Here is a 10,776-nt window from a genome sequence, read left to right on the forward strand (position 1 = left end):
CTGATGGATATCGGGATGATTCGCGGCCTGGGCACCGTCGTGGTGATGGTGGCCTTCGTGGGCCTGGCGCTGTGGGTATTCAACCCACGGCGTAAAAAGGACTTCGACGAAGCGACCCAACTGCCCTTCGCGGATGACCCCGAGGCCTGCCGCCACGTCGAGCAAGAGCACGCAAAAGCTTCTGGGAGCAAACAACAATGACAACCTTCTGGAGTCTGTACGTTACCGTCCTGACCCTGGGCACCATCTTCTCGTTGACCTGGCTGCTGCTGTCGACCCGCAAGGGCCAGCGCGAAGAGGTTACCGACGAAACCGTCGGGCATGCCTTCGATGGCATCGAGGAGTACGACAACCCGCTACCCAAATGGTGGTTCTGGCTGTTCGTCGGCACCATCGTCTTCGCCCTCGGCTATCTGGTGCTGTACCCAGGCCTGGGCAACTGGAAAGGCATTCTGCCGGGTTACTCGTACCTGGATAACGACAAGCAGACCGAGTTTTCCAATGGCCAGCCAGGCTGGACCGGCGTGCACGAGTGGGAAAAGGAAATGGCCAAGGCCGACGCCCGTTTCGGGCCGATCTTCGCCAAGTTCGCCGCCATGCCCATCGAGGACGTGGCCAAGGACCCGCAGGCCCTGAAAATGGGCGCGCGCTTGTTCGCCTCGAACTGCTCGGTGTGCCACGGTTCCGACGCCAAGGGTGCCTTCGGCTTCCCCAACCTGACCGATAACGACTGGCGCTGGGGTGGCGAGCCAGACACCATCAAAACCACCATCATGGGCGGCCGCCATGGCGTGATGCCAGCCTGGGCCGAGGTGATCGGCGACCAGGGTGTGGCTGACGTGGCGGCGTTCGTGGTCAGCAAGCTGGATGGGCGCACGCTGCCGGAAGGCGCCAAGGCCGATGCCGAGAACGGGCAAAAGATCTTCGCCGCCAACTGCGTGGCCTGCCACGGGCCGGAAGGCAAAGGTACACCCGCCATGGGCGCGCCGAACCTGACCCACCCGCAAGCGTTCATCTACGGTTCGAGCTTTGCACAGCTGCAGCAAACCATTCGTTATGGTCGCCAAGGGCAGATGCCGGCCCAGGAGCAACTGCAGGGTAATGACAAGGTGCACTTGCTGGCGGCTTATGTTTACAGCCTGTCGCACCAGGCCGAACCGGCCAAGGCTGAGTAAGCAGGCTCGGCCTCTTCGCGGCTGAAGCCGCGAAGAGGCCGGTACAGCCACGCATTTCTTGCAGGCTGATGACCTGGATCAATTGACACCCGCCATAACACGATTCATACCACGAACCCAACGCGACTAAAGGTCGCAGTGCGGCCCCATACTGCCAACAGCGGCGTATCATGGACCGCAGAGCGCTAGCAGATTGCGCGAGACTGCGGCCGGCACGCACTGGCCGCGGCATTTCTCCACTGCCGTGGGACTTGATGATGAGCAAGCAAATTCCGGTACATGATGTAACCCCGCCTGCCAACAAAGGGAAGGATTCCGTCGACCTTTACGCCTCCCGCGAAAAAATCTACACCCGCGCCTTTACCGGTTTGTTCCGTCGCCTGCGCATGGTCGGCGGTGCTGCACTGTTTCTGCTGTACTTCGGCACCGTGTGGCTGAACTGGGGCGGCCACCAGGCCGTGTGGTGGAACCTGCCCGAACGCAAGTTCTACATCTTCGGCGCCACTATCTGGCCGCAGGACTTCATCCTGCTGTCAGGCATCCTGATCGTCGCCGCCTTCGGCCTGTTCTTCGTCACCGTGTACGCAGGCCGCGTCTGGTGCGGCTACACCTGCCCGCAAAGCGTGTGGACGTGGATTTTCATGTGGTGCGAAAAGGTCACCGAGGGCGACCGCAACCAGCGCATGAAGCTCGACAAAGCCCCCATGAGCGGCAACAAGTTCCTGCGCAAGTTCGCCAAGCACAGCCTTTGGCTGCTGATCGGTTTCGTCACCGGCATGACCTTCGTCGGCTACTTCTCGCCCATCCGTGAACTGGTGATCGAGTTCTTCACTGGCCAGGCCGATGGCTGGGCGTATTTCTGGGTCGGTTTCTTCACCCTTGCCACCTACGGCAATGCCGGCTGGCTACGCGAGCAGGTGTGCGTGTACATGTGCCCCTACGCACGCTTCCAGAGCGTGATGTTCGACAAGGACACGCTGATCGTGTCCTACGACCCGCGCCGTGGTGAAACCCGTGGGCCGCGTAAAAAAGACGCCGACTACAAGGCCCAAGGCCTGGGCGACTGCATCGATTGCACCATGTGCGTACAAGTCTGCCCCACCGGCATCGACATCCGTGATGGCCTGCAGATCGAGTGCATCGGCTGCGCCGCGTGCATCGACGCCTGCGACAGCATCATGGAGAAGATGAATTACCCCAAAGGGCTGATCAGCTATACCACCGAACACAACTTGTCCGGGCAGAAGACTCACATGTTGCGCCCGCGCCTGATTGGTTATGCCGTGGTGCTGCTGGTGATGATCATCGGCCTGGCCACCGCCTTCGCCACCCGTTCGCTGGTTGGTTTCGACGTCAGCAAAGACCGCGTACTGTACCGCGAAAACGCCCAGGGCCGGATCGAGAACGTGTACAGCCTGAAGGTGATGAACAAGGACCAGCGCGACCACGTCTACGTACTGGACGCTGCCGGCCTGCCGGACCTCAAGCTCGAAGGCCAGCGCGAAATCCGCGTGGCCGCTGGTGATATCGTCAGCCTGCCGGTGCAGCTGTCGATCGCCCCCGAGAAGCTGCCCTCGACCACCAACGAAATCACCTTCATCCTCAAGAGCGCCGACGACAGCGACGCCCAGGTTGAAGCCAAGAGCCGCTTCATCGGCCCACAGATCCGCTAAGAGAGATAACGCACAATGCCTGCCGCCACCGCCGCCAGCCCCTGGTACAAGCACCTCTGGCCCTGGATCATCATCGGCATCCTCACCACCTCGGTGTGCCTGAGCCTGACCATGGTCAGCATCGCCGTACGCAATCCGGACAACCTGGTGAACGACAACTACTACGAGGCCGGCAAGGGCATCAACCGTTCACTGGACCGCGAGCTGCTTGCGCAGCAACTGGGACTGAAGGCCAGCGTGCACCTGGACGAGCTGACTGGCGAAGTGGACCTGCGCCTGAGCGGCAACAGTGGCCCGCAAAGCCTGGAGTTGAACCTGATTTCGCCCACCCAGCCGGAGAAAGACCGCAAGGTGCTGCTGAGCCGGGTCGAAGCGGGGCGCTATGTAGGGCAACTGGAAGACAAGGTCGACGGGCGCCGCTTCGTCGAGCTGCTGGGGAGTGAAGGTGGCCAGGTGTGGCGCTTGTTCGAAGAGGAAAAAGTCGAACACGGGGTTACATTGCAACTGGGTGATGAAGCCATCCAAGGCGCCGAGCACCTGTAGGAGCGGCCTTGCCGAAGCGTCGGACCGGTCCGAAAGGGCTGCGCAGCAGCCCCGGCAATCTATGCGACGAAGCTGAAATCGTGGGGCCGCTTCGCGACCCTTTCGCGACACAAGGCCGCTCCTACAGGGGAGCGCGTCAACCGCGCCGATATGTGTAAGGCAATGATGCAATGACCCAGCCCACCCCCTGCTACCACTGCGCCCTGCCCGTCCCGGCCGGCAGCCGCTTTACCGCCGTGGTGCTCGGCGAGCCCCGGGCGTTCTGCTGCCCCGGCTGCCAGGCGGTGGCTGAGTCGATCGTCGCCGGCGGCCTGGAGCACTACTACCAGCACCGCAGTGACAACAGCGCCAACCCCGAGGCCCTGCCCAGGCAGTTGCAGGACGAACTGGCCCTGTACGACCGTAGCGACGTGCAGCAAACCTTCGTCCGTCACCAGGGCGAGCTGGCCGAAACCACCCTACTGATCGAGGGGATCAGCTGTGCTGCCTGTGGCTGGCTGATCGAAAAGCACCTGCGCAACCTGCCCGGCGTCGCCGAGGCGCGCCTGAACCTGTCCAACCACCGTCTGCTGCTGAGCTGGGACGACAAGCAACTGCCGCTCTCGCGCCTGCTCGCCGAGTTGCGCCAGATCGGTTACGCCGCCCACCCCTACCAGCCCGACAAGGCCGCCGAACAGTTGGCCCAAGAGAACCGCAGCGCCCTGCGCCGCCTGGGCGTGGCCGGGCTTTTGTGGTTCCAGGCGATGATGGCAACCATGGCCACCTGGCCGGAATTCAACATCGACCTGTCGCCCGAGCTGCACACCATCCTGCGCTGGGTGGCACTGTTCCTGACCATCCCCATCGTGTTCTACAGCTGCGCACCGTTCTTCAAGGGCGCAGCGCGCGACCTGCGCACCCGTCACCTGACCATGGACGTTTCGGTGTCACTGGCCATTGGCCTGGCGTTCGGTGCCGGCATCTGGACGGCCATCACCGGCAGCGGCGAGCTGTATTTCGACACGGTGGGCATGTTCGCCCTGTTCCTGCTCACTGGCCGCTACTTGGAGCGACGTGCCCGCGAACGCACGGCTGCGGCCACCGCGCAGCTGGTCAACCTGCTGCCAGCCTCGTGCCTGCGCCTGGACGCCATCGGTCGCAGCGAGCGCATCCTGCTCAGCGAGCTGCACTGCGGTGACACCGTGCAAGTGCTGCCTGGGGCGGTAATCCCCGCCGACGGGCGCATCGTCGAAGGCCGCTCGAGCGTCGACGAATCATTGCTGACTGGCGAATACCTGCCGCAACCGCGCCGGGTTGGCGAACGGGTCACCGGTGGCACGCTGAATGTCGAAAGCACCCTCAACGTGGAAGTCGAAGCCCTCGGCCACGATTCACGGTTGTCTGCCATCGTGCGCCTGCTGGAACGCGCCCAGACCGAAAAACCGCGCCTGGCGGAAATCGCCGACCGCGCCTCGCAGTGGTTCCTGTTGTTCTCGCTGCTGGCCGCCGTGGCCATCGGGCTGTGGTGGTGGCATCTGGACCCGACACGGGCATTCTGGATCGTGCTGGCGATGCTGGTGGCGACCTGCCCTTGTGCGCTGTCCCTGGCCACGCCAACCGCGCTTACCGCAGCCACCGGCACCTTGCACAAGCTCGGCCTGCTGGTAACCCGTGGCCATGTGCTGGAGGGCCTGAACCAGATCGACACAGTCATTTTCGACAAGACCGGCACGCTGACCGAAGGCCGCCTGACCCTGCGCAGCATCCGCCCGCTCGGCAGCCAGGCAGCCGACCGCTGCCTGGCCCTCGCCGCAGCGCTGGAAAACCGCTCCGAACACCCCATCGCCCGTGCCTTCGGCCGCACCACCACACCCGCCGAGGACGTGCAGACAATGCCCGGCCTGGGCCTGGAGGGGCTGGTGGACGGCCAGCGCTTGCGCATTGGCCAAGCCACCTTCGTCTGCGCCCTGAGCGGCGCGGAAATCCCCGCCGTGCCGGAGCCACGCGGCCAGTGGCTGCTGCTGGGCGACCGCCAGGGGCCGCTGGCCTGGTTCGGCCTGGACGACCGCCTGCGCGACGATGCCCCGGCCCTGCTCGCGGCCTGCAAGGCACGTGGCTGGCGAACCCTGCTGTTGTCGGGCGACAGCTCGCCGATGGTTGCCGAAGTGGCCGCGCAACTGGGCATCGACCAGGCCATTGGCGGGCTGCTTCCAGACGACAAGCTGGACCGGCTGAAGGCACTGCAGGCACAAGGGTGCAAGGTGCTGATGCTCGGTGACGGCGTCAACGATGTGCCGGTGCTGGCCGCCGCCGACATCAGCATCGCCATGGGCAGCGCCACCGACCTTGCCAAGACCAGCGCCGATGCCGTGCTGCTGTCCAACCGCCTGCAGGCGCTGGTGCAGGCCTTCGACCTGGCCCGCCGCACCCGCCGCAACATCCTCGAGAACCTGCTGTGGGCGACCCTGTATAATGGCCTGATGTTGCCGTTTGCCGCGCTCGGCTGGATCACCCCGGTATGGGCCGCCATCGGCATGTCGGTCAGTTCGCTGATCGTGGTGCTCAACGCCCTGCGCCTGACCCGCATGCCATTGGCGTCGGGCTCATTGCCCCACGAAGCCCCCTTGCCCGGGAGGAAGTCGCCATGCCCGCCCTCTATGTCATGATCCCCGCAGCCCTGCTGCTGGTCGGCGTGGCCGTGTACATCTTCTTCTGGGCGGTGGACAGCGGCCAGTACGACGACCTTGAAAGCCCCGCCCACAGCATCTTGTTCGACGACCAGGACCCTCGCCACCAAGCAGCGGTGAAACCTGACGACACCCCAGCCGACGCCGACAAGGAACCACCACCCCGTGCCTGACCTGCTTCCCCTGCTGGGCTCGGCGCTGGTCCTTGGCCTGCTGGGCGGCGGCCACTGCCTGGGTATGTGCGGCGGCCTGATGGGGGCGCTGACCCTGGCCATACCGCCCGAACAACGAGGCAAGCGCCTGCGCCTGCTGCTGGCCTACAACCTCGGGCGTGTGCTCAGTTATACCAGCGCCGGCCTGTTGCTGGGCCTGGCCGGATGGGCCGTGGCCAGCAGCCCGGCAGCTCTGGGGCTGCGGGTGGTGGCGGCGCTGTTGTTGATTGCCATGGGCCTGTACCTGGCCGGCTGGTGGAGCGGCCTGACCCGCATCGAAGCCCTGGGGCGCGGGCTGTGGCGGCATATCCAGCCGGTGGCGTCGCGCTTGCTGCCGGTTTCCAGCGTGCCCCGGGCGTTGCTGCTGGGCGCCCTGTGGGGCTGGCTGCCGTGCGGGTTGGTGTACAGCACACTGCTATGGGCGGCCAGCCAGGGTAATGCCAGCTATAGCGCGGCGTTGATGCTGGCGTTCGGGGTGGGCACCTGGCCGGTGTTGCTGGCAACGGGGCTGGCGGCGGAACGGGTAAACGCGTTGTTGAGGCGGCGCAGCGTGCGGGTGGCTGGCGGGCTGCTGGTGATGCTATTTGGCATCTGGACCCTGCCCGGGCCGCACCAACACTGGCTGATGGGGCATTGACGGGCACCGCTGCGCAGCCCCAATGCCCTTGATACAAATCAACACCGATTACTACTGACGGCCATAGACTCCGGTGCACTGCTGCTCTTTCCGGGGACCGCCCTCATGCTCGACGACCTTCGTTGGGATACCGACCTGATCCGCCGCTACGATCTGGCCGGGCCACGCTACACCTCCTACCCGACCGCCATGCAACTGCACAGCGAAGTGGGCTCGTTCGACCTGCTCCACGCCCTGCGCGAGAGCCGTCGGGCCGTGCGTCCGCTGTCGCTGTACGTGCACGTGCCGTTCTGCGCCAACATCTGCTACTACTGCGCCTGCAACAAGGTCATCACCAAAGACCGTGCCCGTGCCGCGCCGTACCTGCAGCGCCTGGAGCAGGAGATCCAGTTGATCGCTTGCCACCTGGGGCCCAAGCAGCGTGTTGAGCAGTTGCATTTCGGCGGCGGCACGCCGACCTTCCTCAGCCACGTGGAACTGCGCCAGCTGATGGCAACCTTGCGCCAACACTTCCACTTGCTGGACGACGACTCCGGCGACTATGGCATCGAGATCGACCCGCGGGAGGCCGATTGGTCGACCATGGGCCTGCTCCGCGAGCTGGGCTTCAACCGCGTCAGCCTGGGCGTGCAGGACCTCGACCCGGCCGTGCAGCGCGCAGTCAACCGCCTGCAGAGCCTGGAACAGACCCGTACACTGATCGAGGCTGCGCGCACCCTGCAGTTCCGCTCGGTCAACCTGGACCTGATCTACGGCCTGCCCAAGCAAACCCCGGAAGGTTTTGCGCGCACCGTCGAAGAAGTGATCCGCCTGCAGCCCGACCGCCTGTCGGTGTTCAACTACGCCCACCTGCCCGAGCGTTTCATGCCCCAGCGGCGCATCGACAACAACGATCTGCCCAGCCCGGCTGCCAAGCTGGAGATGCTGCACGCCACCATCGACCAGTTGACCGCCGCTGGCTATCGCTACATCGGCATGGATCACTTCGCCCTGCCGGATGACGAACTGGCCATCGCCCAGGAAGAAGGCACCCTGCAGCGCAACTTCCAGGGCTACACCACTCACGGGCACTGCGACCTGATCGGCCTGGGCGTGTCGGCGATCAGCCAGATCGGCGAGCTGTACTGCCAGAACAGCAGCGACCTCAACACCTATCAGGACAGCCTGTCCAACGCCCAGCTGGCCACCCAGCGTGGCTTGCTGTGCAACCACGACGACCGCATTCGCCGGGCGGTGATCCAACAACTGATCTGCCATTTCGAGCTGGATTTCGAACCGATCGAACAGGCCTTCACTATCGATTTTCGCGGCTACTTCAACGACCTCTGGCCTGAGCTGCTGACCTTGCAGCGCGATGGCCTGATCAGCCTGGACAGCCAGGGCATTCGCATCCTGCCGCCTGGCCGCCTGCTGGCGCGCTCAGTATGCATGGTGTTCGATGCCTATCTGGCGATGCAAAACCGCCAACGTTTCTCGCGGGTGATCTGAAAACCGAGGCGTTCGACCGCATGGACAACTGCCCTTGCCAGGCACACTATGGGCGTACAAGGACTCCCGGCAGGCGACCTGTCGGGGTTTCGCCAGCGCGCACCATCATCGCGCACACTGGCCTACACCCTGCGTCGTGGGTTACCCTTACGACTTATGTGTGCTTTCCCACAAGGATCGATTCAAATGTCCGAGCCAGTCAAACTGCGCCCACACAACCAGGCCCATTGCAAGGATTGCAGCCTGGCCCCCCTGTGCCTGCCTCTTTCCCTGAACCTGGAAGACATGGACGCACTGGATGAAATCGTCAAACGCGGCCGCCCACTGAAGAAAGGCGAGTTCCTGTTCCGCCAGGGTGACAATTTCGGCTCGGTCTACGCAGTACGTTCCGGCGCCCTGAAAACCTTCAGCCTCAGCGACAGCGGCGAAGAGCAGATCACCGGCTTCCACCTGCCCAGCGAACTGGTCGGCCTGTCGGGCATGGACACCGAGGCCTACCCGGTATCGGCCCAGGCCCAGGAAACAACCTCGGTGTGCGAAATCCCGTTCGAGCGGCTTGACGAGCTTTCGGTGCAACTGCCACAGCTACGTCGCCAGCTGATGCGGGTGATGAGCCGGGAAATCCGCGACGACCAGCAGATGATGCTGTTGCTGTCGAAAAAAACCGCCGACGAGCGTATCGCCACCTTCCTGGTCAACCTGTCGGCACGCTTCCGCGCCCGTGGCTATTCGGCCAATCAGTTCCGCCTGAGCATGTCGCGCAACGAAATCGGCAACTACCTGGGCCTGGCGGTAGAAACCGTGTCGCGGGTGTTCACCCGCTTCCAGCAAAACGGCCTGCTGCGCGCCGAAGGCAAGGAAGTGCATATCCTCGACCCGATCCAGCTGTGCGCGCTGGCCGGCGGTGCAATCGAGGCCTGATGTGGGCGTTTAGCGGGTATACTTGGGCATTCGTTTTCCCAGGATACCCGCAACAATGCACAGCGACGCCTTCGACCTCAAAGCCCTGATCCGCCCGGTAGTGGACTTCCCCAAACCGGGTGTGATCTTCCGCGACATCACCCCGCTGTTCCAATCGCCACGCGGGCTTCGCTATGTGGCCGACCAGTTCATCGAGCGCTATGTCGAGGCTGAGTTCAGCCACATTGGTGCCATGGACGCGCGTGGTTTCCTGATCGGTTCGATCATCGCCCACCAGTTGAACAAGCCCCTGATCCTGTTCCGCAAGCAGGGCAAGCTGCCGGCTGACGTGCTGAGCGAGGGTTACCAGACCGAATATGGCGAAGCCTTCCTGGAAGTGCATGCCGACAGCCTGTGCGAAGGCGATTCGGTGCTGATCTTCGATGACCTGATTGCGACTGGCGGCACACTGCTGGCAGCAGCCAACCTGGTGCGCCGTACTGGGGCGCAGGTGTTCGAGGCGGCGGCGATCATTGACTTGCCGGAGCTGGACGGGTCGCGTCGGCTGCAGGCGGCGGGTGTGCCGACCTTCTGCCTGACCGAGTTTTCGCTCAGCGAGTATTAAGCATTCAGGGGCAACGCTGAACCTGTGGGAGCGGGTTTACCCGCGAAGAACCCAACGCGGTATATGGCACCGGCTGCGCCGGTGTTCGCGGGTAAACCCGCTCCCACAGGGCCCCAGTAATTTTGAATCAGAGCGAAATAGGCCGGCGCCCTGCAATGGCATGGGCCAAGGTCCCGCCATCCACCAGCTCAAGCTCGCCGCCCAGCGGCACACCATGGGCAATCCGCGTTGCCGCCACCCCCTTCTCGCTCAACAACTGCGCAATGTAATGCGCCGTCGCCTCGCCCTCCACCGTCGGGTTGGTCGCCAGGATCACCTCGGTAAAGGTGCCCTGCTCCTCGATGCGGGCCATCAGTTGCGGAATGCCGATCGCCTCCGGCCCCAAGCCGTCCAGCGGCGACAGGTGGCCCTTGAGTACGAAGTAACGGCCACGGTAGCCCGTCTGTTCCACCGCATACACATCGGTCGGCCCCTCGACCACGCACAACTGGGTATCGTCACGGCGCGTGTCGGCGCATTGCGGGCACAGCTCCTGCTCGGTCAGGGTGCGGCACTGGCGGCAATGGCCTACCCCCTCCATGGCCTGGGTCAGCGCCTGGGCCAGGCGCAGGCCGCCGCTGCGGTCTCGCTCGAGCAACTGCAAGGCCATGCGCTGGGCGGTTTTCTGGCCGACACCTGGGAGGATGCGCAAACCATCGATCAGTTGGCGAATGAGGGGACTGAAGCTCATGGGAAAGGCCTGACAATTCAATAAGAGGCGGTTTATACCCAGCGGGGGGCAGTGACGTCAAATCAGTAGACCGCGCCAGGGCTGAAACCGCTGCAAAAAAAACCGCCACTGGTGTCAGTGGCGGTTT

The 10,776-nt window shown here is 64.0% G+C and carries 11 protein-coding genes; 10 read left to right on the forward strand and 1 reads right to left on the reverse strand.

Going from position 1 to position 10,776, the window contains the following annotated elements:
* The first annotated feature begins 3 nt into the window (after nucleotides 1-3).
* The 10 genes from APH35_RS24635 to APH35_RS24680 all read left to right on the forward strand — a co-directional run bounded on the left by APH35_RS24635 (nucleotide 4) and on the right by APH35_RS24680 (nucleotide 9,919).
* Nucleotides 4-201 carry a CcoQ/FixQ family Cbb3-type cytochrome c oxidase assembly chaperone gene (locus APH35_RS24635; RefSeq protein ID WP_012273408.1) on the forward strand — a complete coding sequence of 66 codons (198 nt, stop codon included), beginning with the start codon at nucleotides 4-6 and terminating at the stop codon, nucleotides 199-201.
* The gene (ccoP, locus tag APH35_RS24640) at nucleotides 198-1,175 is read left to right on the forward strand and encodes a cytochrome-c oxidase, cbb3-type subunit III (RefSeq protein ID WP_012273409.1); all 978 of its coding nucleotides are present in this window, start codon (nucleotides 198-200) and stop codon (nucleotides 1,173-1,175) included. The genes APH35_RS24635 and ccoP overlap by 4 nt, the downstream gene beginning before the upstream one ends.
* A 257-nt stretch (nucleotides 1,176-1,432) precedes the next feature.
* Complete coding sequence (ccoG, locus tag APH35_RS24645; protein ID WP_041166552.1) at nucleotides 1,433-2,848, forward strand: cytochrome c oxidase accessory protein CcoG; 1,416 nt, start codon at nucleotides 1,433-1,435, stop codon at nucleotides 2,846-2,848.
* 15 nt (nucleotides 2,849-2,863) lie between these two features.
* On the forward strand, nucleotides 2,864-3,391 hold the full coding sequence (locus APH35_RS24650) for a FixH family protein (RefSeq protein ID WP_012273411.1): 528 nt from the start codon (nucleotides 2,864-2,866) through the stop codon (nucleotides 3,389-3,391).
* Between the two features lie 170 nt (nucleotides 3,392-3,561).
* Entirely contained in the window at nucleotides 3,562-6,036 is a 2,475-nt protein-coding gene (locus APH35_RS24655; RefSeq protein ID WP_012273412.1) for a heavy metal translocating P-type ATPase, read from the forward strand.
* Nucleotides 6,015-6,230 (forward strand): cbb3-type cytochrome oxidase assembly protein CcoS, encoded by a 216-nt coding sequence (gene ccoS / locus APH35_RS24660; protein ID WP_012273413.1) that lies wholly within the window; start codon nucleotides 6,015-6,017, stop codon nucleotides 6,228-6,230. Before APH35_RS24655 ends, ccoS begins: the two co-directional genes overlap by 22 nt.
* On the forward strand, nucleotides 6,223-6,906 hold the full coding sequence (locus tag APH35_RS24665) for a sulfite exporter TauE/SafE family protein (RefSeq protein WP_012273414.1): 684 nt from the start codon (nucleotides 6,223-6,225) through the stop codon (nucleotides 6,904-6,906). Before ccoS ends, APH35_RS24665 begins: the two co-directional genes overlap by 8 nt.
* 105 nt (nucleotides 6,907-7,011) lie before the next feature.
* A complete protein-coding gene (hemN, locus tag APH35_RS24670; RefSeq protein WP_060515675.1) occupies nucleotides 7,012-8,394 on the forward strand; it encodes an oxygen-independent coproporphyrinogen III oxidase in 1,383 nt (460 codons plus the stop codon).
* Nucleotides 8,395-8,580: 186 nt separating this feature from the next.
* Nucleotides 8,581-9,315, forward strand: a complete 735-nt coding sequence (gene fnrA, locus APH35_RS24675; RefSeq protein ID WP_012273416.1) for a Crp/Fnr family transcriptional regulator FnrA — start codon at nucleotides 8,581-8,583, stop codon at nucleotides 9,313-9,315.
* 55 nt (nucleotides 9,316-9,370) lie between these two features.
* Nucleotides 9,371-9,919, forward strand: a complete 549-nt coding sequence (locus tag APH35_RS24680) for an adenine phosphoribosyltransferase (protein ID WP_009683910.1) — start codon at nucleotides 9,371-9,373, stop codon at nucleotides 9,917-9,919.
* 127 nt (nucleotides 9,920-10,046) lie between these two features.
* Here the strand turns inward: APH35_RS24680 and recR are convergent, their stop codons facing one another.
* Nucleotides 10,047-10,649, reverse strand: a complete 603-nt coding sequence (gene recR / locus APH35_RS24685; RefSeq protein WP_060515676.1) for a recombination mediator RecR — start codon at nucleotides 10,647-10,649, stop codon at nucleotides 10,047-10,049.
* Between the last annotated feature and the right edge of the window lie 127 nt (nucleotides 10,650-10,776).

Origin of the sequence: Pseudomonas sp. NBRC 111132 (assembly GCF_001320565.1) — a bacterium.
GTDB classification, from domain to species: domain Bacteria; phylum Pseudomonadota; class Gammaproteobacteria; order Pseudomonadales; family Pseudomonadaceae; genus Aquipseudomonas; species Aquipseudomonas putida_P.

Coding starts and splice junctions, on each gene's coding strand:
- ccoP (WP_012273409.1), top strand. CDS start 198: ATGACAACCTTCTGGAGTCTGTACGTTACCGTCCTGACCCTGGGCACC.
- fnrA (WP_012273416.1), top strand. CDS start 8,581: ATGTCCGAGCCAGTCAAACTGCGCCCACACAACCAGGCCCATTGCAAG.
- ccoS (WP_012273413.1), top strand. CDS start 6,015: ATGCCCGCCCTCTATGTCATGATCCCCGCAGCCCTGCTGCTGGTCGGC.
- APH35_RS24635 (WP_012273408.1), top strand. CDS start 4: ATGGATATCGGGATGATTCGCGGCCTGGGCACCGTCGTGGTGATGGTG.
- APH35_RS24650 (WP_012273411.1), top strand. CDS start 2,864: ATGCCTGCCGCCACCGCCGCCAGCCCCTGGTACAAGCACCTCTGGCCC.
- APH35_RS24655 (WP_012273412.1), top strand. CDS start 3,562: ATGACCCAGCCCACCCCCTGCTACCACTGCGCCCTGCCCGTCCCGGCC.
- APH35_RS24680 (WP_009683910.1), top strand. CDS start 9,371: ATGCACAGCGACGCCTTCGACCTCAAAGCCCTGATCCGCCCGGTAGTG.
- hemN (WP_060515675.1), top strand. CDS start 7,012: ATGCTCGACGACCTTCGTTGGGATACCGACCTGATCCGCCGCTACGAT.
- ccoG (WP_041166552.1), top strand. CDS start 1,433: ATGAGCAAGCAAATTCCGGTACATGATGTAACCCCGCCTGCCAACAAA.
- recR (WP_060515676.1), bottom strand. CDS start 10,649: ATGAGCTTCAGTCCCCTCATTCGCCAACTGATCGATGGTTTGCGCATC.